Origin of the sequence: Brucella pseudogrignonensis, from assembly GCF_032190615.1 — a bacterium.
Lineage (GTDB): Bacteria > Pseudomonadota > Alphaproteobacteria > Rhizobiales > Rhizobiaceae > Brucella > Brucella pseudogrignonensis_B.
In genome coordinates this window covers 117,976-138,419 of sequence record NZ_JAVLAT010000002.1, presented here as the reverse complement: position 1 = coordinate 138,419, position 20,444 = coordinate 117,976, and the positions used below count along the sequence as shown (strand labels likewise).

Sequence of the window (20,444 nt, the reverse complement as noted above, 5' to 3'; positions counted from 1 at the left end):
TTTTCAGTCCTTTGATCTTAATCAAGGAGAGTGTGAAACGACAGGTTTATGGCTCCGTCAGGCTGGTTTGCAGGGCATCATTTCGATGCCACCGAAGCTAGCTCTTTGGAGATCATTGAGATGCGCAAGATTATCGTTTCTGCCGCCGCGAGCCTCTGCATTCTGACGGCCGTTCCCGCCTTTGCCGAGAACTTTGAGGTTCATATGCTTAATAAAGGCGAGGCTGGCGCGATGGTTTTTGAACCTGCCTATGTGAAGGCACAACCGGGCGATACAATCACCTTCATGCCGATTGATAAGGGCCACAATGTCGAGTCGATCAAGGATATGATCCCGGCAGGCGTTGAGCCCTTTAAAAGCAAGATCAATGAGAATTATACACTGACGGTTACCGAGCCGGGTGCCTATTTTGTCAAATGCACACCGCATTACTCAATGGGCATGGTCGCACTGATTACGGTTGGTGATAATCCTAGCAATCTTGAGCAAATAGTCGCTGCGAAGAAGCCCAAGCCTGTTCAGAAACGCCTTGATACAGTGCTTGCGACCATTCACTAACGCGTTCAAATGGGTTGCTTATTAGACGGCCCATTCTATATCGGTGGTGAAGGCAATCGTCAGCCACCGATTTGGGCCTTCGCCGCCAAGAGCATCGCCAATTTCATCGCGCAATGCATCCCACTCTTCAAGCTTCTTTGCCGGTTGGCCTGCTGGCACGATGAAATAGAGTTCAATCTGTTTGCCACGCCCGACTTTGGCGACATAAGCGCGATATGATTTAAAGCCGTTGCGCTCTACGACCTGTTTCGCAACCTCATCGACGTGCTGTTTAAGATCAAGTGGTGTCACGAGCAGCATGTCGGCCAGCGCTTGTCTGATCGTTCCAATCGGCATTGGGATGATGGCAAGGCAAACCAATGCAAGCACTGCGGGATCGATATACGGTGCTATCCAGTCGAATTGTGTTCCCTGAATCGCATAGCCAATGGAGAACGCGATAAGTAACGCTGCCGTAATGCCACCTGACATAATCCATGCTTTTGCATCGAGCGCGATAAAGTCTGACTTCAGCTTACGATTGGCACGTGTTTCAAACCAAGCCATGCCGAGGCAGGCAACTAGCGCAACGATTGCGTAAAAAATCGCGTAACTGAATTCGAGATCGCGACCGCCATGCATAAGGCTGCCAATAGCATTGATAAGCGCATAGATCGCAACCCCTGTCAGCATGATCCCATTGAGGCCTAAAACCATCGGCTCGAGATGCCAGAATCCCATTGTGAAGCGATCTCGTAACTTTCCGCTCGGAGGCTCCGCTAGGGCAGATAAAGCAATCAGACGCGCGACAACAAGCGCAAGCCCGCTCATGGCGGCATCGGCAAACATGTAAACACCGTCGAAGACAATAGAAAATGAGCCAGACAAAAGGCCAAAGATGACACCGAAGCCTGCGACAAAAATAGTAACCGCTATAGATACTTGAAGAATATATTGTTCACTACGCAATTTTTACTCCTATTAGATTCATATTATTGATTGCAATATATTGCTATCATTCATTTTTTTAAAAATTATAAAGTGCTAAAAACAAATTGGCATGTTTTTTTCAAAATAATTAGTTTTCAATAAAAATGTAATTTTTAATATTAAAGGGGTGATTCATGTTTGTTAAATGCGAATATAACCGTACAGCCTGTACAAAAAATATACTTCTATTGGGGGGAGCGTACTTTATACTAGGGCTGCCTATTGGTGTTGGCTTTGCAGGCCAAGTCAGTGAAAATAAAACTCTAGCGAGTGACTCGGTTGATTTAGGTTGTAATGATTCTGCATCGCTACAGGAGGGATCATACGCTTTGGCAGATGGAAATGCTGCAAGGGCGCTTGGCCACTTTACCACAGCTGTTGGGGGATGCTCTCATGCTTTAGCACAAGGCGCGAGTGCTTTTGGATACAACTCTCAAGCAAACGCAGTTAATTCATCCGCTTTTGGGGCGAATGCAAAAGCAGACAGTGTCGGTGGGCTTGCGCTGGGAAGTGGAGCTTCGGTGTCTACAGATTCATACAATGCTATAGCGATAGGGACTGGCTCAAATGCGTCTAACCCAGGCAGTGTTGCGTTGGGTGCTGGCTCTCAGACTTCCGCTGCCGTAGCTACAAGTGGTACTAAACTTAATGGAGTGGATTATAACTTCGCAGGTTCTGCACCGGATAGTACAGTTTCTATTGGGGCTAAGGGCAAGGAACGAACGCTCACAAATCTTGCGGCAGGTAGAATTGGAAAGGATTCAACAGACGCAGTAAACGGCTCTGAGCTTTATGCCACCAATCAAGCAGTAACAACGGTCAATAATCAGTTCAAAACATTCGGCAGTGGTTTAGCTTCACTTCTTGGAGGCGGTTCCACTTTTAACTCTGATGGCAGTATTGGTGCTCCAACTTATAACATTGGCGGTCGAGAGTATCACAATATTGGAGACACATTCGGTGCTGTGAACCACCGTTTGGATAATTTAAATGACAGAATGGCAGGGTTAGAGGATGTCTCAAAAAGATCAGTCAAATATGATCCTAACCCCGATGGCACGAATTCTAATAGCATAACTCCTGTAGGCGGCGATCCCAATTCACCTGTCGCAATTCATAATATTTCTGATGGTTCCGCAGATTTGGATGTAACCAATGTACGGCAGTTGAAAAAGGTGGCAGAGGACGCTCATTCATATGCTGACATTAAATCGACGGAGACGTTAAAAGACGCCAAGTCATATACGGATAATGTGTTGAAAGATATGGATCATCGAATGGATGACAAGCTATCCATGCTTTCAGGTCGTGTTGACAATGTGGAGAAGGAAGCTCGGCAAGCGGCAGCTATCGGCCTCGCTGCATCGTCCCTGCGGTATGATGATCGTCCAGGGAAATTGAGTGCGGCCATTGGTGGTGGTGCATGGCGTGGAGAGGGCGCCTTCGCTGCGGGTCTTGGCTACACCAGCGAGAACCAGCGTATTAGACTTAATGTAGCTGCAACGAATGCCGGTCATCATTGGGGTATGGGTGGCGGTGTAAGCTACACATTCAACTAAAGGAGGTCGTATGTTTAAGAGAGCTGATATCTTATCGGTGTACTTGTCGGCGTTATCAGCTCTTTTTGTCGTGGGCAACGCCTCCGCAACTGAAACGACAACGCAAGTTTCAAAAGAGACATCTTACAGAATTAAGCCATCAGATGTTCAAGTTCCGTCAGGTGTTTCTCTTGGGCAGTATCGGCGAATTATAGAGCCATTTCCAAACTGGACCTTGATTTGTGATGAAAACCTCAAAACGAAGTTGCGCATATGTAATGTAACACAGAATATTATTGATAGTAGTGGCGCCAATGTTTTTAGTTGGTCACTTGCTGCCAGTCAGAATGGACACTCTTTTTTTATTCTGCGCGCACCACCTCAGTCGGGAGTGGGGAAGATGATTCATCTGGGGCTGGATGACGGTGGGAATATTGTGCATGTAAAGATAGATAAATGTGATCAAAATGTATGTGTTGCCTATCAGAACGTTGGTCCACGTTTACGTGCAGCGATTAAAAAATCTGCTTCTGTTGGTATTATTTTTGATGATGGATCAGTTGCTGATAATTTTGCATTTAAGACCTCATTCGCAGGTTTAGAACTTGCTCTTTCTGGGATACGTTAACGCTTTTTCTTACCGTGTCAGCAGAGAATTTCTAAAAGCCCCTTCCTGTTTGCTTGAAAGGGGCTTTTCATGTTTTTACTTCGTCTTTTGGTCTTTGACGAAAGTGCTGTCAGTTTCGCCCTTGAAAAAATCGCGGCCATAAATGAGCAGGCAGAGAACAACGCCCGTTGCAAAAGCCCAGCCAGCGCCGCGTGTTGCCAAAACCGCACCGGTAACACCGGCAATGCCGAGATCTCGCTGCGAACGGGCTTCCATCACGCCGATGCGCACCGAAACATAACCCTGAATGAGTAGTGTCAGGGTGAGTGCGACGCCCAGGATCGGCTGCACGAGCGTAACGATGGGCATCAGAAACAGGCCGGTATTGGTTCCCCAGCGGAAAGACCCTGCACCACCGAAAATCGAGTGCATAGATTTTTTACCCTTGGAGAAGCGTTCGCAGATAACGACCTGCATCGCAGCCCATACGGGTCCGCACATGGTAACATCAGGACCGAGCACAGACATGCCGGTGTTGCGCATTCCAAAAACGAGATGTGCGCGATTGGCGTTGTAATCGATCTTTTCATCAGGGCGATGAAGCTGAGCTTCGCTGAGAATTGACTTGGTTTTCAATACGTCGCCAAAGAGAACGATGTAGGTTGCAAGCACAGTTGGCAGAGCCGTCAAGAACATCGAGAGTGGCGGCAGGCCAAGGCCAAAGATCGTATATTCGCGCCAGAGTGTCGTGAAATCAGGTGACGAGATCGTCCATTGGAATTCTGGCCATTTGGCTTCGCCGAACAATGGGGCGATAACAACGGCGAGTAGAATGCAAGGCAGAATGCCAAGCTTGCCGATCAGGCCGAAAATACCACCGTTGCGCGAGAGGCGAGCAAATTGCGGCGAGAACATCAGGTAAAAGCACAGGCCGATTGAGATTGCGATGGTGAACGGGAAAATATCGAAGTTCCCACCGATCTTGAAAACGGAAATGACCGCTGCGAAGCCTGCGCCGATGATGATACCAGATTTAATGGCTTGCGGTATGGCCGCGATAACGCGATTGGCAATACCCGTCGCGCCGATCAATATCGACAATAGCCCCAATGTCATCTGGAATGAAACAAGTGCGTGCACCCGCTCCGGACCTTCAGGGAAGGTGGCGCAATAAGCCATGATGAGCGGGACGGCTGGTGTGATCCAACCCGGAACAACCGGATCACCAAGCAGGTGATGGGTAAGGTAAAATAGGCCGTTGAGAACGACGACTGCTAGCGCCACTTCAAATGGCATGCCCAGCAGTTCTGCCATCAATGGAATGGCGGCCAGATCGACCGCACACATCAGCAAACCCTGACAATAATCAGGCCACTCGAATTTATAATGAACGAAAGGCAGACGAATTTTAAACGGTCCGGCAGGCCAATATGGCTGCTCCTGACCGTCGATGCGTTCAGTGCTCAAGATATTACTCCGAAAAAACGAAACAAAACTCCAGAAGAGCGGCACTCATGCCTGCTCTCCCGGGATACTGTTTTTAACTATGATTGTTGGATCAGAATGCTTCGCGATAAAGTGCCAGCGCGTCAGCTTCTGTGACATCAACAGGGTTGTTACCCAGCAGACGTGTCTGAAGCATTGCATCGCGTGCAAGCGTTTCGAGGCTTTCTTCAGTGACGTCAACGTCGCGCAGACGGCGTGGTGCGCCTGAGCGGTTCATCAGGTCTTCCATATAATCAACGAATGCAGCCGAACGCTCTTTAGTTGTGCCATCCCACTTGCCAAGAAGCAGGTCTGCAAGCTCTGCGTAGAGTTCAGCAGCCCCCGCCATGTTGAAGCGCAGGACTGGTCCGAGCATCAGCGCATTCGAGAGACCGTGTGGCACATGATAATGGCCGCCGAGCGGGTAGGCGAGAGCATGAACGGCGCCAACCGGCGAGTTCGAGAAGGCCTGACCGGCATAGTTTGCGCCAAGCAGCATGGCTTCGCGGGCATGGCGATCTTTACCGTTTTCGCAGGCTGCAACGAGATTGGCCGACAGGAGTTTCAACGCTTCACGCGCAAATGCATCGGAAAGCGGGTTTTTCTTGATGCGACTGGTGTAAGCTTCAATCGCGTGAACCATCGCATCAATGCCGGTGGCTGCGGTGTGAAGTGCTGGCAGACCGCAGGTCAGTTCCGCATCCAGAATTACAAAGTCTGCATAGAGCTGGCGGGAAACGACACCCATCTTAGTGGTTTCGCCAGTCGTCAGGATTGTGATGTTGGTCACTTCCGATCCGGTGCCAGCTGTCGTTGGGATCTGGATCAGCGGCAAACGTGTGCCCTGAACTTTACCAATGCCATAAAGCTCGGACAATTCCTGCTCGGAGACGATCAGTACGGCAGCAAGCTTGGCAATATCCATTGAGGAACCGCCGCCGAGGCCCAGCACAATGTCGCTGCCAGCTGCCTTGGCCTGTTCTACACATTCAAAGAGAATAGCTTCTGGCGGGTCAGCAACAACGGCATCAAAAATACTGATGCTGAAGCCTGCATTTTCCAGCGAAGCGAGGGCTTCGTTGAGAACGCCAGCTTTGTGCAGGCCCTTGTCGGTTACGATGAGGATTTTACGTTCCGAAAAACGCTCGCCCAGAATTTCGCCGAGACGCTTTGCGCCCTCCCACTCGACATGCATTGAGCCGACCGTGTCGAAAGAAAATGGCTTGATACCTACAGTCATTATTTCCACCCTTGTTCATAGTTCCCAGAGCCAAGGTCTCTCATACCTCGCCGGCACAAAGGCGCTGGGTTTCACCCGGTCTGGCTTTCGCGTATTGCAAAGCCAGACCGACAGTTTCCCGATGCAGCCGGCGCACCGGTCGTCTGAAGAGATGCTTGGGAGGACCTCTTCTTAGTTGTTCAATATATTGAACAATGTTCAGGATTTAACTGATCGATACAGGATAAAACGCATTGCTGTCAAATTATCCCTTCGTTCAAGAGGCGGTGGTTTCAATCGATTCAATTCGAGGTCTGACGTGAAGGCAGCCAAGTCATTGATCTTGTTAATGCCATTTGAATGTTGGGTCTTTGATTGGAATTTATTTTCTAAATGCGGCAAAGCTGCCATCTGGCTTGATATGCTCCGCTGCCTGAAATGGCACTATATATTGTGTGCAGCGATGGCTATCTGGCTGCAGAGCTTTGGCGAATCCCACACAAGATGGGCAGTCCCTAATAGGTTCCGCCGATCTGTGGACAGAAGCGGTAGATATCCCTGCTATTCACAGGCAAGCCTCAAATTAGCCAACATTAAATAAATTTGATCCGTCTATCCGTTGACGAGTTTTTAACTTCAGATACTATATATTGTGTTCAAGGTTCTTACGATTCGTGAGAATTGAAGCGAAGATGGGAATACGGTGCACCATATCCATGATGGATCTGGCTAAGCCGTAGCTGCCCCCGCAACTGTAAGCGGTTAGCCGATGTCCGAATGCCACTGGGTGATACCGGGAAGGTGGGCAAAGGCGTTAAGTCGTGAGCCAGGAGACCTGCCTTGAACAAGAACGTCAACGGGCGGGGTGTCGGTTGGTGCGTGATAGAATGTTGGCAAAGTTTTTGCCGCGTCTTTTGCCGCCCTGGATATCCCCTCAAAAGCTTCGGGGTGAAAAGCATGTCGAACAGGAATTCAAAACTGGCCAGTTCTGGTCCGCCCTTTACGGGCTAAAGAACAGGATGCGCGCTTAGAGCGTGCTACCTCTTAATTATAGTTTTTGTCACGCGCATTTTGCAATGCGTGCGGTTTTTTGCGTCTTTGTTCCAGTTTGTAATCCTTCCCAATCTATCCCCAGTGAGGAAAAAATGAACGTCACCGTTTATAGCAAGCCAGCTTGCGTCCAGTGCACCGCCACCACCCGCGCGCTTGATCGTCAGGGCATTGAATATGCTGTCATCGACATTTCTGCAGACAGCGATGCATATGATCTGGTTCAGGGTCTTGGCTATCGACAGGTGCCGGTTGTTGTTGCTGGTGAATCCCACTGGGCCGGGTTCCGCCCGGATATGATCAGCTCGCTCGCATAAGCCTCAACTACTGCCGGGGTTTGTTATGGGTCAGATCGTCTATTTTTCCAGTCGTTCGGAAAACACGCATCGTTTTGTGATGCGTCTGGGGATGCGCTCAAAGCGCATTCCGCTGGAAAACCATGATGACGATGCTGGCCTGTTGCGGGTGAACGAGCCTTATGTGCTTGTGACACCAACCTATGGCGGTGGTGGTGCGAAAGGCGCTGTTCCCAAGCCGGTCATCCGCTTTCTTAACGATGTTGAGAACCGGTCGCTTATTCGCGGTGTTATCGCCGCCGGGAACAGCAATTTCGGCGAAGGCTTTGGCCTTGCAGGCAAAATAATTTCGGAAAAATGTCAGATTCCCTACCTCTATCGCTTTGAGTTGTTGGGAACGGATGAAGACATTGACAATGTTAAAGACGGGATGGAACGATTTTGGACACGGCAGACACAACCCTGACCCGTGAGCGCGAGACGGTCGCCGCTTCGGAAAAGCAAGAGTCATCCCCAGTATCTGGCGCTGCATCGGGCGGCAAGCCGCAGAAGCTTACGGAGACGTCGCTGGATTATCATGCGCTGAATGCCATGCTGAACCTCTATGATGACGAGGGAAAGATTCAGCTGCATCGCGATCGCCAGGCCGCGCAGCAATATTTCCTGCAGCACGTCAACCAGAACACTGTGTTCTTCCATAATCTGCGTGAAAAGCTCGATTATCTGGTGGATGAAGGCTATTATGAACAGGAAGTGCTGGATCAGTATTCCTTCAATTTTGTGCGTGATCTTTTCGATCATGCTTATGACAAGAAATTCCGCTTCCCGACCTTCCTCGGCGCGTTCAAATATTACACCAGCTATACGCTGAAGACGTTTGACGGTAAGCGCTATCTCGAGCGCTACGAAGACCGCGTTTGTATGGTGGCGTTAGCCCTTGCCCGCGGTAACGAACAGCATGCGCGCGAAATGGTCGATGAGATTATTTCAGGCCGTTATCAGCCAGCAACGCCAACCTTCCTCAACGCGGGCAAAAAGCAGCGCGGCGAACTCGTCTCGTGCTTTCTGTTGCGTGTTGAAGACAACATGGAATCGATTGGTCGCTCCATCAATTCCGCCCTCCAGCTTTCAAAGCGCGGCGGCGGCGTGGCCCTGAGCCTGACCAATATTCGCGAAGCCGGCGCGCCGATCAAGCAAATCCAGAACCAATCTTCCGGTATTATTCCGGTGATGAAGCTGCTCGAAGATTCATTCTCCTACGCTAATCAGCTTGGTGCGCGTCAGGGCGCGGGCGCGGTTTATCTGCACGCCCATCACCCGGATATTATGCGCTTCCTCGATACCAAGCGCGAAAATGCAGACGAAAAAATCCGCATCAAGACGCTGTCGCTTGGCGTTGTGATCCCGGACATCACGTTCGAACTCGCGAAGAACGACGAGGATATGTACCTCTTCTCGCCTTATGACGTTGAGCGCGTTTATGGCGTGCCGATGACCGAAATTTCGATCACCGAAAAATACCGCGAAATGGTCGATGACGGCCGTATTCGCAAGAAGAAGATCAACGCGCGTGACTTCTTCCAGGTGCTGGCGGAAATTCAGTTTGAATCCGGCTATCCTTATATCATGTTTGAAGACACGGTGAACCGCGCCAATCCGATTGACGGCCGCATCACGATGAGCAATCTTTGCTCGGAAATTCTTCAGGTCAGCGAAGCCAGCATCTTCAATGATGATTTGTCTTATGAGCATCTTGGCAAGGATATTTCCTGCAACCTCGGTTCGCTCAACATCGCAGCAGCTATGGACAGCCCGGATTTCGGCAAGACCATTGAAACCTCTATCCGTGCCCTGACAGCTGTTGCAGATATGAGCCATATCGGTTCGGTGCCTTCGATTGCCCGTGGCAATGACGAAAGCCATGCGATTGGCCTTGGCCAGATGAACCTGCACGGCTATCTCGCGCGCGAACGCATTTTCTATGGTTCGGAAGAAGGCATCGATTTCACCAATATCTATTTCTACACGGTGGCCTATCACGCTGTCCGCGCTTCCAACCGCATTGCGGTCGAGCAGGGCAGGTCGTTCAAGGGCTTTGAGAAATCGAAATATGCGACGGGTGAATATTTCGACAAATATACCGATCAGGTCTGGGAGCCAGCAACCGACAAGGTGCGCCAGCTCTTTGAAGATGCGGGTATTGCGATCCCGACGCAGGAAGACTGGCAGGAACTGAAAAAATCCGTCATGGAAGGCGGACTTTATAACCAGAACTTGCAGGCCGTTCCACCAACAGGCTCGATCTCCTACATCAACCACTCGACCTCTTCGATCCATCCGATCGTTTCCAAGATCGAAATTCGTAAAGAAGGCAAGATTGGCCGCGTTTATTATCCGGCTGCTTTCATGACGAATGACAATCTTGAATATTATCAGGATGCCTATGAGATTGGCCCGGAAAAGATCATCGACACCTATGCAGCGGCGACGCAACATGTCGATCAGGGTCTCTCGCTGACACTTTTCTTCCGTGATACCGCCACCACGCGCGATATCAATAAGGCGCAGATTTACGCGTGGAAGAAGGGCATCAAGACGATTTATTACATCCGCCTGCGCCAGATGGCGCTCGAAGGTACGCAGGTAGAAGGCTGCGTTTCCTGCGCCCTTTAGGATCGCGGATATTTAGGCTCTGGCGGCCTCTAAATGGCGTTAGAAGTTTTTCCGCATGATCTTATCCGAAAAGTCTGCAACTTTTCGGCGTCATGCGGGAGCCGGTGCTCACGTACTTTATGTACGCTGCGCTCCGGTTCTCGAACCCCACCATTTTCGGCACGCCTTAGCCAGAATCTCACGCGATCCCAATCAAGGTAGAGACAAATGAATATGCAGTTTAAAAAAGACAATGCGAAAAAGCCGGCTGTGGTTCGCGCCATCAACTGGAACCGGATCGAAGACGACAAAGACCTCGAAGTCTGGAACCGTCTGACTGGCAATTTCTGGTTGCCGGAAAAAGTGCCGCTGTCCAACGATATTCAGTCGTGGGAAACGCTCAAAGCCGAAGAAAAGCAGCTCACCATCCGTGTGTTCACGGGCCTGACGCTTCTGGATACGATCCAGAACGCCGTCGGTGCTGTGACACTGATGGATGACGCCTCCACGCCACATGAAGAAGCTGTTTTGTCGAACATTTCGTTTATGGAAGCGGTTCATGCGCGGTCTTACTCGTCAATCTTCTCGACGCTGTGCCTGACGCCTGACGTAGACGATGCTTATCGCTGGTCGGAAGAAAACGAATTCCTGCAAAGGAAGTCGCAGCTTATCCTGGAGAATTACAACGCCGAAGATCCGCTCAAGAAGAAGATCGCCAGCGTGTTTCTGGAAAGCTTCCTGTTCTATTCGGGCTTTTATCTGCCGATGTATTGGTCAAGCCGCGCAAAGCTCACCAACACGGCTGACCTCATTCGCCTGATCATCCGCGATGAAGCCGTTCATGGTTATTATATAGGCTATAAATATCAGCGCGCGATTGAGAAACTCGATGAAGCCAAGAAGCAGGAGATCAAGGATTTTGCCTTTGATCTGTTGCTGGAGCTTTACGACAATGAAGTGCGTTATACCGAAGCGCTTTATGACGGCGTCGGTTTGACTGAAGATGTCAAAAAGTTCCTGCATTATAATGCCAACAAGGCGCTGATGAACCTTGGTTATGAAGCCCTGTTCCCGGCGGAGGCCTGCAAGGTCAACCCGGCAATCCTCTCGGCGCTTTCGCCAAATGCCGATGAGAACCATGACTTCTTCTCTGGCTCCGGCTCTTCCTATGTGATTGGCAAGGCTGTTGCGACCGAAGACGAAGACTGGGACTTCTAAGTCTGATCTGATGAAACCTGGAATGCCGTATGACACCGTCATACGGCTTTTTTTGGTAAAGCTGATTCCTGCAAAGTCCACGGCTTCTTTTCAATATGGATAATTTTGCCAACCAAAATGTTGGTTGCGCTGTGTGTTTTGTTCAATTTTACTCATATCTGTTGCCATTCATATGGAGTACCTCTAGGTACAGCTCGGGAGGAGCGTTCTCTTCTGTGATAGAAGTCAGACAAGACATTTCAGCCATAAAAATTCGGCGAAATGGGGAGTTGTATCCTGGTCTTCTTACTGTCCTTGACCTGCCTCTTCTCCCGCAAGTCCGAAAATATGAGCCGCGAGCGATAGAGCCAAGTTGAAAAATCACCACGACATTTGGGACATTGTTGACGCGAAAAGCGCTGCATATTTCGAACTGAGCGATACGGTTTGGGATAACCCTGAAACGAATTACGAAGAATATAAATCGAGCGACGCGCATGCGGCGCAGCTTGAAGCCGAAGGCTTCCGTGTTCAGCGTGGTATTGCTGGCCTGCCGACTGCCGTGATGGGCGAGGCGGGTGAAGATGGTCCGGTCATCGCTATTCTTGGCGAATTTGATGCGCTTCCCGGTTTGAGCCAGTTTGCAGGTGTGGTGGAAGAGCAGCCGATTGAAGCTGGCGGCAACGGGCATGGTTGTGGCCACAATCTGCTTGGCTCCGGTTCGCTTCTGGCCGCGGCAGCAGTCAAGGATTATCTAGAAGCCCATGGTATCAAGGGACGGGTTCGCTATTATGGGTGCCCAGCCGAAGAAGGCGGATCGGCCAAGGGTTTTATGGTGCGCGAAGGCTTATTCGATGATGTCGATATTGCCTTCTGCTGGCATCCGGCACCATTTGCGGGTGTTAATGATCCGGTTTCACTGGCTTGCAACGAAATCAATTTCAACTTCACAGGCCGAGCAGCGCATGCTGCATCCGCTCCGCATCTGGGGCGCAGCGCGCTCGATGCCGTGGAACTGATGAATGTCGGTGTGAACTATATGCGTGAGCATATGCCGTCATCCGCACGCATCCATTATGCCGTCACTGATACGGGCGGTTTTGCACCCAATGTCGTGCAGGCGAAAGCCAGCGTGCGCTATCTGATCCGTGCGCTCGATCTGCCGCAGATGCAGGTTCTGCTGGAGCGCGTCAAAAAGATCGCGGAGGGTGCGGCTTTGATGACGGAAACCACGGTCAAAAGCGAGATTGTCAGCGGTGATGCCAATCTCATTGGCAATCCAGCGCTGGAACAATTGATGCAGCGAGAGCTTGATCGCCTTGGTCCGCCGGTTTTTGATGATCAGGATCGCGAAACGGCAAAGCGCTTTCAGGCAACACTGACCAAAGAAGACATCTCCGATGCATTTCGCCGTTTTGGTGTTCAACCAAATGCTGAAATTGCACTTTGCGAAGGTGTCTATGAGCCCTATAAGGGGGATAATTCGCTTGTTGGTTCTACAGATGTGGGCAGCGTAAGCTGGGTCGTTCCAACGGTTCAGATGCGCGGTGTAACTTGTGCAATTGGTACGCCGCTGCATTCGTGGCAGATGGTGGCACAGGGTAAATTGCCCGCGGCGCATAAGGGCATGGCGCATGCGGCGAAGATTATGGGCAGCACTGCGATAGAGTTGTTCCGCAACCCGGAGCAGATCGATAAAGCCAAGCAAGATCATGTAAAGACATTGAACGGTGCTGTTTTTGTGAATCCGATCCCTGATAATGTTCAACCTGCCTTGCCTGTTTCGGATAAGTAAGCACCAGCCTAATGAGACACCCGGCAAACAAGATGACGTTTATTTCCCTATCCCCCACACAGCCTGAGGCATCATGAAGGCTTTTCTCGATATTCTGAGCTTCGGGCCTGATGGCTGGGGCTATGTGCTGATGATGGCGGTGCTCGTCACCGTCGCGCTGTCCGTTTTGGGCTATCTGCTTGGCGCGATCATTGGCGTATTCGCAGCATGGGCCAAAATCTCCGGCGGACGGACGCTACGTGGTGTTGCAGATGCATACACCACGATCATTCGCGGCATTCCCGATCTTCTGGTGATCTATCTGTTCTATTTCGGCGGCAGTGCCGCAGTCACAGCGATTGGCCGTTTCTTTGGTGCGCAAGGTTTTATTGGCTTTCCGGCGTTTCTTGCAGGCGTTCTAGCCATCGGCATTTCCTGTGGTGCTCACCATACCGAAGTGCTGCGTGGAGCATTTCGGGCGGTATCCAAAGGTGAGCTTGAAGCAGCCTCTGCTTGCGGCATGGGACAAGCGCTCAAGTTCCGCCGCATCATTGCACCGCTTGCGCTGCGCCATGCGCTGCCAGGGCTTGGCAATGTCTGGCAGGTTGCCTTGAAGGAATCGGCGCTGATCTCCGTTGTTGGTGTTGTGGACATTCTGCGTCAGGCACAGATCGGCGCTGGCTCGACTGGCTTGCCCTTTAACTTCTACCTCATAGCTGGCGCGCTTTACCTGCTGATTTCGTCCGTTTCCGGCACCATTTTGCAGAAGGCTGAACGCCACTTCTCACGCGGCGTCCGGAGGGCATCATGAACCTGCAGTTCTATTCAGAAGCCTTCATGCAGATGATTGGCGGCGTGCCGCTGACTCTTCAACTTGCGGTAAGCTCGATTGTCTTTGGCGCGGTTCTGGCCTTGCTTTTTGCATTGATGCGTCTTTCGGGCGTTACAGTTCTCGACTGGATCGCGCGTCTTTACGTGTTTGTCTTTCGCGGCACACCGCTGCTGGTTCAGATATTCATTATTTATTACGGCCTTAGCCAGTTTCCGGCAGTGCGCTATTCGTTCCTGTGGCCAATCTTGCGCGAACCATATTGGTGCGCAATCATTGCGCTCACCTTGAACAATGCAGCCTATGCCAGTGAAATCATCCGCGGTGGCCTTTTGTCCGTGCCAAGTGGTCAGATCGAAGCGGCCAAAGCCTGTGGTATGTCTCGCTTCACGTGTTTCCGCCGTATTGTCATGCCGCTCGCCATCCGTCAGGCGCTTCCCGGTTATGGCAATGAAATGATCTCCATGGTCAAGGCGACGTCGCTGGCCTCCATCATCACCTTGATGGAAGTAACAGGCATAGCCGCCAAGCTGATCGCAGAATCTTATCGTGCGATTGAAGTGTTCGTGATTGCGGGCGCTATCTATCTCGCCATAAATTTCATTCTGACACGTGTCCTCATGTTTGCTGAATATAAGCTCACGCCCTATCTGCGCCAGCCCGTCGTCAAAACCGCCACCGAAGGAAAATCATCGTGAGTAAACTTGTGTCTCCAACATCACCGGTGGCTCTGAAAGTCGAAAATCTGCGCAAGAGCTTCGGTGCCAACGAAGTGCTCAAGGGCATTTCTATGGAAGCGCGCGAAGGTGAAGTGATTTCGATCCTTGGATCTTCCGGCTCCGGCAAATCGACGTTCCTGCGCTGCATCAATCTGCTGGAAACGCCGACGTCTGGTACTGTGACTGTTTCGGGCGAGACTATTCGCATGGCGAAGAACTCAAAGGGCGAAGCGTATCCGGCAGATAAAAAACAGGTTTCGCGCATCCGCTCTGAACTTGGCATGGTGTTCCAGAGCTTCAATCTCTGGTCGCACAAGACCATTCTCGAAAATATCATTGAAGCACCGATCTATGTGCAGGGCCGTTCGCGTATCGAGTGCGTGGAAGAAGCGGAAGCTTTGCTCGCCAAGGTTGGCATTGCAGACAAGCGCGATTTCTACCCCGCGCATTTGTCTGGTGGTCAGCAGCAGCGCGCAGCCATTGCGCGTGCGCTCGCCATGAAGCCAAAAGTTATGCTGTTTGATGAGCCGACCTCGGCGCTTGATCCGGAACTGGTCGGTGAAGTGCTGCGCGTTATGCGCGGGCTTGCAGAAGAAGGCCGCACCATGCTGGTCGTTACGCACGAAATGGGTTTCGCCCGTGATGTGTCCAATCGCGTTGTTTTTGTGCATCAGGGTCTTGTCGAAGAAGACGGCGCGCCTGAAGAGGTGTTCGGAAATTCAAAATCCGAGCGTTTCCGCAAGTTTATCAGCCACGAAAATGCAGCCTGATTATTTCAAACATTGCTGATCTATGCCAAAAGGCGGGTCAGCAAATAACTGTTATAAGGTAAGTCAAATGAAGACCCCAATGAAGACTATGGGATTGTTTAAAGCCCTGTTCGTTTCGGCACTGGTTCTTACAACGGCTTCTGCACATGCAGAAGGCAAGAAGTGGGACAAGATCACAATTGCGACGGAAGGCGCTTTCCGTCCGTATAACTTCACCAAGCCAGACGGCACGCTGGATGGTTACGAAGTTGATCTCTACAAAGATCTTTGCGCACGTATGAAGGTCGAGTGCACGCTGGTTGCACAGCCTTTTGACGGCATCATTCCAGCACTCAATGCTGGCAAGTTCGATGCTATCATGGCTGGCCTTACCGCTACGCCAAAGCGCGAAGAAACCATTGATTTCACTGTTTCCTATGGCCTGACGCCGCAGACATTCGCAACATTGAAAGACAGCCCGTTTGCGAAGCTGCCACATACAGGCGAAACGCTTTATCTCGCCAAGGATGAAGCGGCTTCCCAGAAGGTGATCGATGAAGTTGCGGCTGAAATTAAGGGCCGCACTGTTGGCGTTCAGACCGCCTCGCTTGGTCTTTCACTGTTGGATAAGTATTTCAAGGATTCGACAGATATTCGTGAATACAAGACCACCGATCAACATGATCTCGATCTGAAGTCCGGTCGCGTCGATCTCGTGGTTGCGTCGCTCGCCTACCTCTCGGATGCAGCAAAGAAGCCGGGCAATGAAGACCTTGTTATGACTGGCCCCTTCTTCAAGGGCGGTATTCTCGGTCGTGGTGTGGCTGTCGGTATTCGCAAGAACGAGCCAGAACTTCAGGCGATGTTTAACGAAGCTATTGAAGCAGCCAAGGCTGATGGCACGATCAAGAAGCTTTCCGAAAAGTGGTTCGGCTTCGACGTAACGCCGTAATCTGAACGATGTAAACTTATTGAAACGCCGCCCATTGGGCGGCGTTTTACTTTGCACCCAAGAAATTGCGTTTGTAAAAATCACCTGAATATCTGAAATATTCTCATTATTTATTTCAGGTTTTGTGATGAAACGTTTTCAGCGCGTTGCTTCTGTGGTTTTTACCGGCCTTATATCCTTGGTTTTGACGGAGCACGCATTTGCTGCGGCGCATCTGTTTATTGCCACGGAGGGTTATTTTCGTCCCTACAATTTTACGCGGCCCGATGGCACCCTGGACGGCTACGAAGTTGAACTCGGCCGTTATCTCTGCCAACACATGAAAGTTGAATGCACGTTCGTAGCGCAGCCATTTGATGGCCTGATAACCGGGCTGAATGCAGGAAAATTTGATGTCATCATGGCCGCTTTGACCGCAACATCTGCGCGCGAGCAGATTATCGATTTTTCGGATTCCTACAGTCTTACGCCGCAGGCATTTGCCACGATCAAGGGAGGGCGGTATCAGAACTTGCCGCTAGCCGGCAAAACTTTGTTTCTCTCGCAAGACCCAAGCATTGCGAGAGGCACGGTGAAAGAAATACGTACCGCTATGAGCGGAGCCATTGTGGGCGTCGTTAAAGGAGCCGTAGCTGATGCCCTTGTACAGGCATATTTCCCGGATGCGTTTTCTGTACGAGAATATAGGACTGGTGAAGAAGCTCTTCTGGACTTGATGAGTGGCAGGATAGACGCAGTTGTTAATTCCCGAACATTTTTAAGCGCTACAGCTAAAATTCCAGGATATGAAAAGCTCGTGCTCACAGGGCCATTCTATTTGGGTAGCATGCTTGGTCGGGGCGTGGCCGTTGGCATCAGAAAAAGCGACCTACAATTGCTTAAGGATTTTAACGAAGCCATTGATGCTGCAAAAACGGATGGCACAATCAAACGATTGTCGATGAAATGGTTTGGGTTTGATGTGACACCATGACCATCCGTTTTGAACACTCTTTCACTGAAAACTGCGTTTCGATGGGAGATCTGCGGTAGCCTATTGAAAAACTATATTTTACTATTTGGTTGACTATAAGTCAGAGCATTTTGACGAAAGCAGCCATTATTGTCGTATGATATTGCCCATACTGAACTTATTGCGGTGTTGACCGCCGTTACAGCGGAGCAACCGCGTGTGATGACTGTGCGGCAAGGGCATGCACTTCCGTCAGGCCCATTTGAAATAGAGCATAAGTCATTACAGGCTGGGCTGCGTGCATGGGTACAAAAAGAGACAGCGCATCCTGTGGGTTATCTAGAGCAGCTTTATACGTTTGCTGATCGTGATAGACATCAACCAGGTGAGCGTACGATCTCGATCAGTTACCTTGGTCTTGTTCGTGAAGTTTATACCGACGCGGATGAGGCCAGTTGGCGTGGATGGTATGATTATTTGCCTTGGGAAGACCATCGACAAGGTCGACCCGACATCTTGATCGACCTAAGTGAGGGGCTTCGTCGCTGGGCGCAGCAGGCTTCGCCCGATCAGGCTTTGCAACGCTCACGCCGTATTGCTTTTTCGTTCGGGCTTGATGGTGAGGGCTGGAACGAGGATTTTGTTCTGCAGCGCTACGAGCTGCTTTACGAAGCTGGTCTTGTCCGTGAGGCTGTCGACAGTGACTTTCCCAGTGGGTTGCATATGTTTGCTGATCACCGGCGTATTCTCGCGACCTCGATTGCACGCCTCCGCGCAAAGATTAAATATCGCCCAGTGGTTTTTGAATTGATGCCGGATAGCTTCACTTTATTACAGCTTCAGAGAACCGTCGAAGCGCTTGCTGGTTTGCGCCTTCACAAACAGAATTTCAGACGATTGATTGAGCAGCAAGATTTGATTGAAGAAACGGGGGAAAGCGATAGTGAAACTGGCGGTCGCCCCGCAAAGCTCTTTCGTTTCCGATATTCGATTGTCGAGGAGCGTGCGCTGACTGAGCGTCATCTTGCTGGCGCGAAATTACCCCTTTCACGGCATGCTTTTCAAGGGTAGGTCAATAGCTTCTGACGTTGAAGTTGATGTTTATCCGATACCACCAAATTTTCGTGAGTTTGCGGCGGGTTACAAACTAAGAAGGTTGAACAATGTTTGAGTTTGATGATCCGCGCTTTCGGCCCTTGTGGACGCGGGTTTTAATCGCGGGTAGCTGTCTTGCCTGGGCAGCATTTGAAGTTTTTATGGGAAGTATCGGTTGGGCCATGTTGTTCGGCGCACTTGGTTTGTGGGCATCTTTTCGGTTTTTCGTCACCTATAATCCCGATAAGAACAAGTCGGAATAGGATATTTGCTTGCTGAGCGAGCAGTGTTTAGGTTGTCACAACAAATATATCAAACCAAAGCTGATTATGTTTCAGCCCAATGGTTTAAAATTAACGACAACTTCTCAAAGCGCATTGAAATCCTCATGCGCTGAGATGTTATAATCGACATGTTTTTCCATAAAATATGAGACACTCGATGATTTTGTGACTCGTTTTTAGTCTCAATGTGGTTCCCGCTTGCGAAAATGACGTCGCATGTCGGTAATTAACATGATTTTAAAACACGAGATCACATTTCAATCGTTATAATGTTATCGGGATTATTGTTATGATCTCAAAACGGTGTTACTTCCGGCATGTCTCAGCCCAATAAGGCGTGTCTTAAAGACATCTGCATGGAGATTGCCAGTAAATGAGTTCCGCTTCCCCCGCTTTTAATAAAACCCAGCGTGCAGTCTGCATGCCACAAACGCAGCTTCTTCGGGAGCAGGGCGAATGACAATGGTAGGTAATTACGCGCCGCTTGTTTTGGCTGGCGACACAGATGTTAATAATTTCCAATCTGTTGGCGAATATCTTGATACTTGGGCAGCCCAAGATCACTTGCGTCTCGCGACAAGCAATGTCGTCAAGGCAATTCTGGCTGGATCAGGCCGTCTCGCTGGTCGCATCGCGCGGGGCTCGCTTCCGGGTAATCCGGGTAAGTTGGTTGGCGTTAACAGCGATTCTGATCAGCAGAAGAGCATCGATGTTGGCTCACATAATCTCTTTGTAGAATTGCTGATTGCGGCAGGCGCTGCATCGGTGCTGTCCGAAGAGGCAGAGCTTCCGGTTCCGGGCAAAGCTGATGGTCTGGTTGCTGTCGCAATCGACCCGCTTGATGGCTCAGGCAATGTCGGTCTTGGTGCGCCACTTGGCACCATTTTCTCGATTTTTCCTGCTGATGTTGATGAGCCGTTTTTGCAGCCGGGCAATCGCCAGTTGGCAGCAGGTTATGTCTCGTTCGGCAACTCGATTGATCTTGCGCTTTCGGTTGGTGAAGGCGTGATCTTTGCAACGCTTGATCCTGTCAGCGGTATATTCCAGATCACCCGCAAGAATGTGACTCTTCCTGAGCGCACGTCCGATCTCGCCTATAACGCATCCGTTTATCGTCATCTCTCGGCTGGCATGAAGGCCTATGTCGATGATTGCTACAACGGCAAAGACGGTCCGCGCGGACGCAATTTCAATATGCGCTGGTTGGGTGCAGCTGTCGGCGACATGCATCGCATCATGCAACGCGGTGGCATCTTCTTCTACGTGGACGATGCGCGCCCCGGCTATGAAAAAGGCCGTCTGCGTCTCGTTTATGAAGCCAATCCAATTGCTTTCCTCAGCCAGCAGGCTGGTGGCAAGGCGACCAACGGTTCCACACCGATCCTCGATATCGTTCCCGAAACCTATCACGAGCGCAGCGCGCTGGTGTTTGGCGTTGCGGAAGAAGTCGATGTGCTCGGCGAATATTACGCGCGTTCGCTCTAGTTCTTTATTTCTACGCATGTCGTCATCGGAAAAC

19 protein-coding genes and 1 riboswitch are annotated in these 20,444 nt (G+C 50.5%); of the genes, 16 read left to right on the top strand and 3 right to left on the bottom strand.

Annotated elements, in window-relative coordinates:
* Positions 1–120: 120 nt before the first annotated feature.
* Positions 121–558 carry a pseudoazurin gene (locus tag RI570_RS12035; protein WP_313828786.1) on the top strand — a complete coding sequence of 146 codons (438 nt, stop codon included), beginning with the start codon at positions 121–123 and terminating at the stop codon, positions 556–558.
* 21 nt (positions 559–579) lie between these two features.
* On the opposite strand, the gene RI570_RS12030 is transcribed toward RI570_RS12035, so the two are convergent.
* Entirely contained in the window at positions 580–1,506 is a 927-nt protein-coding gene (locus tag RI570_RS12030) for a cation transporter (protein WP_313828784.1), read from the bottom strand.
* A gap of 155 nt (positions 1,507–1,661) precedes the next feature.
* Here RI570_RS12030 and RI570_RS12025 point away from each other — a divergent pair, with 155 nt between their 5' ends.
* Both RI570_RS12025 and RI570_RS12020 read left to right on the top strand, forming a co-directional pair.
* Positions 1,662–3,086: a YadA-like family protein gene (locus tag RI570_RS12025; RefSeq protein ID WP_313828783.1), complete on the top strand. Its 1,425-nt coding sequence runs from the start codon at positions 1,662–1,664 to the stop codon at positions 3,084–3,086.
* Between the two features lie 10 nt (positions 3,087–3,096).
* On the top strand, positions 3,097–3,693 hold the full coding sequence (locus RI570_RS12020) for an invasion associated locus B family protein (RefSeq protein ID WP_313828782.1): 597 nt from the start codon (positions 3,097–3,099) through the stop codon (positions 3,691–3,693).
* Positions 3,694–3,768: 75 nt separating this feature from the next.
* Here RI570_RS12020 and RI570_RS12015 read toward each other — a convergent pair whose 3' ends face one another.
* Both RI570_RS12015 and RI570_RS12010 read right to left on the bottom strand, forming a co-directional pair.
* Positions 3,769–5,139, bottom strand: a complete 1,371-nt coding sequence (locus tag RI570_RS12015) for a hypothetical protein (RefSeq protein ID WP_313828781.1) — start codon at positions 5,137–5,139, stop codon at positions 3,769–3,771.
* A 91-nt stretch (positions 5,140–5,230) separates the two neighbouring features.
* Positions 5,231–6,397 (bottom strand): iron-containing alcohol dehydrogenase, encoded by a 1,167-nt coding sequence (locus RI570_RS12010; protein ID WP_313828780.1) that lies wholly within the window; start codon positions 6,395–6,397, stop codon positions 5,231–5,233.
* 621 nt (positions 6,398–7,018) lie between these two features.
* Positions 7,019–7,234: riboswitch (cobalamin riboswitch) on the top strand.
* A gap of 287 nt (positions 7,235–7,521) precedes the next feature.
* Here RI570_RS12010 and nrdH point away from each other — a divergent pair.
* The 13 genes from nrdH (at position 7,522) to RI570_RS11945 (ending at position 20,410) form a co-directional block, all read left to right on the top strand.
* Positions 7,522–7,743 carry a glutaredoxin-like protein NrdH gene (nrdH, locus tag RI570_RS12005; protein ID WP_250041769.1) on the top strand — a complete coding sequence of 74 codons (222 nt, stop codon included), beginning with the start codon at positions 7,522–7,524 and terminating at the stop codon, positions 7,741–7,743.
* 25 nt (positions 7,744–7,768) lie between these two features.
* Entirely contained in the window at positions 7,769–8,188 is a 420-nt protein-coding gene (gene nrdI, locus RI570_RS12000) for a class Ib ribonucleoside-diphosphate reductase assembly flavoprotein NrdI (protein WP_313828778.1), read from the top strand.
* The gene (nrdE, locus tag RI570_RS11995; protein ID WP_313828776.1) at positions 8,164–10,395 is read left to right on the top strand and encodes a class 1b ribonucleoside-diphosphate reductase subunit alpha; all 2,232 of its coding nucleotides are present in this window, start codon (positions 8,164–8,166) and stop codon (positions 10,393–10,395) included. The genes nrdI and nrdE overlap by 25 nt, the downstream gene beginning before the upstream one ends.
* A 207-nt stretch (positions 10,396–10,602) precedes the next feature.
* On the top strand, positions 10,603–11,592 hold the full coding sequence (gene nrdF, locus RI570_RS11990; protein ID WP_313828774.1) for a class 1b ribonucleoside-diphosphate reductase subunit beta: 990 nt from the start codon (positions 10,603–10,605) through the stop codon (positions 11,590–11,592).
* 352 nt (positions 11,593–11,944) lie between these two features.
* The gene (locus RI570_RS11985; protein WP_313828773.1) at positions 11,945–13,366 is read left to right on the top strand and encodes a M20 family metallopeptidase; all 1,422 of its coding nucleotides are present in this window, start codon (positions 11,945–11,947) and stop codon (positions 13,364–13,366) included.
* 73 nt (positions 13,367–13,439) lie between these two features.
* Positions 13,440–14,156, top strand: a complete 717-nt coding sequence (locus tag RI570_RS11980) for an ABC transporter permease subunit (RefSeq protein WP_313828771.1) — start codon at positions 13,440–13,442, stop codon at positions 14,154–14,156.
* Positions 14,153–14,872, top strand: a complete 720-nt coding sequence (locus RI570_RS11975; protein WP_313828769.1) for an ABC transporter permease — start codon at positions 14,153–14,155, stop codon at positions 14,870–14,872. The genes RI570_RS11980 and RI570_RS11975 overlap by 4 nt, the downstream gene beginning before the upstream one ends.
* Positions 14,869–15,663 (top strand): ABC transporter ATP-binding protein, encoded by a 795-nt coding sequence (locus RI570_RS11970; RefSeq protein WP_313828768.1) that lies wholly within the window; start codon positions 14,869–14,871, stop codon positions 15,661–15,663. Before RI570_RS11975 ends, RI570_RS11970 begins: the two co-directional genes overlap by 4 nt.
* A gap of 79 nt (positions 15,664–15,742) precedes the next feature.
* Positions 15,743–16,594, top strand: a complete 852-nt coding sequence (locus RI570_RS11965; RefSeq protein ID WP_313830007.1) for a transporter substrate-binding domain-containing protein — start codon at positions 15,743–15,745, stop codon at positions 16,592–16,594.
* Positions 16,595–16,721: 127 nt separating this feature from the next.
* Entirely contained in the window at positions 16,722–17,567 is an 846-nt protein-coding gene (locus RI570_RS11960) for a transporter substrate-binding domain-containing protein (RefSeq protein WP_313828767.1), read from the top strand.
* A 129-nt stretch (positions 17,568–17,696) separates the two neighbouring features.
* Positions 17,697–18,617, top strand: a complete 921-nt coding sequence (locus RI570_RS11955; RefSeq protein ID WP_313828765.1) for an NrtR DNA-binding winged helix domain-containing protein — start codon at positions 17,697–17,699, stop codon at positions 18,615–18,617.
* Between the two features lie 92 nt (positions 18,618–18,709).
* A complete protein-coding gene (locus RI570_RS11950) occupies positions 18,710–18,904 on the top strand; it encodes a DUF3329 domain-containing protein (RefSeq protein WP_313828764.1) in 195 nt (64 codons plus the stop codon).
* 477 nt (positions 18,905–19,381) lie between these two features.
* Entirely contained in the window at positions 19,382–20,410 is a 1,029-nt protein-coding gene (locus RI570_RS11945) for a class 1 fructose-bisphosphatase (protein WP_313828762.1), read from the top strand.
* Positions 20,411–20,444: the final 34 nt, after the last annotated feature.

What these genes read in the sequence shown, in the direction of transcription:
- RI570_RS12035 (WP_313828786.1), top strand. Translation starts at nt 121, where the DNA reads ATGCGCAAGATTATCGTTTCTGCCGCCGCGAGCCTCTGCATTCTGACG.
- RI570_RS12025 (WP_313828783.1), top strand. Translation starts at nt 1,662, where the DNA reads ATGTTTGTTAAATGCGAATATAACCGTACAGCCTGTACAAAAAATATA.
- RI570_RS12020 (WP_313828782.1), top strand. Translation starts at nt 3,097, where the DNA reads ATGTTTAAGAGAGCTGATATCTTATCGGTGTACTTGTCGGCGTTATCA.
- RI570_RS12010 (WP_313828780.1), bottom strand. Translation starts at nt 6,397, where the DNA reads ATGACTGTAGGTATCAAGCCATTTTCTTTCGACACGGTCGGCTCAATG.
- nrdH (WP_250041769.1), top strand. Translation starts at nt 7,522, where the DNA reads ATGAACGTCACCGTTTATAGCAAGCCAGCTTGCGTCCAGTGCACCGCC.
- nrdI (WP_313828778.1), top strand. Translation starts at nt 7,769, where the DNA reads ATGGGTCAGATCGTCTATTTTTCCAGTCGTTCGGAAAACACGCATCGT.
- nrdF (WP_313828774.1), top strand. Translation starts at nt 10,603, where the DNA reads ATGAATATGCAGTTTAAAAAAGACAATGCGAAAAAGCCGGCTGTGGTT.
- RI570_RS11980 (WP_313828771.1), top strand. Translation starts at nt 13,440, where the DNA reads ATGAAGGCTTTTCTCGATATTCTGAGCTTCGGGCCTGATGGCTGGGGC.
- RI570_RS11975 (WP_313828769.1), top strand. Translation starts at nt 14,153, where the DNA reads ATGAACCTGCAGTTCTATTCAGAAGCCTTCATGCAGATGATTGGCGGC.
- RI570_RS11965 (WP_313830007.1), top strand. Translation starts at nt 15,743, where the DNA reads ATGAAGACTATGGGATTGTTTAAAGCCCTGTTCGTTTCGGCACTGGTT.
- RI570_RS11960 (WP_313828767.1), top strand. Translation starts at nt 16,722, where the DNA reads ATGAAACGTTTTCAGCGCGTTGCTTCTGTGGTTTTTACCGGCCTTATA.
- RI570_RS11950 (WP_313828764.1), top strand. Translation starts at nt 18,710, where the DNA reads ATGTTTGAGTTTGATGATCCGCGCTTTCGGCCCTTGTGGACGCGGGTT.
- RI570_RS11945 (WP_313828762.1), top strand. Translation starts at nt 19,382, where the DNA reads ATGACAATGGTAGGTAATTACGCGCCGCTTGTTTTGGCTGGCGACACA.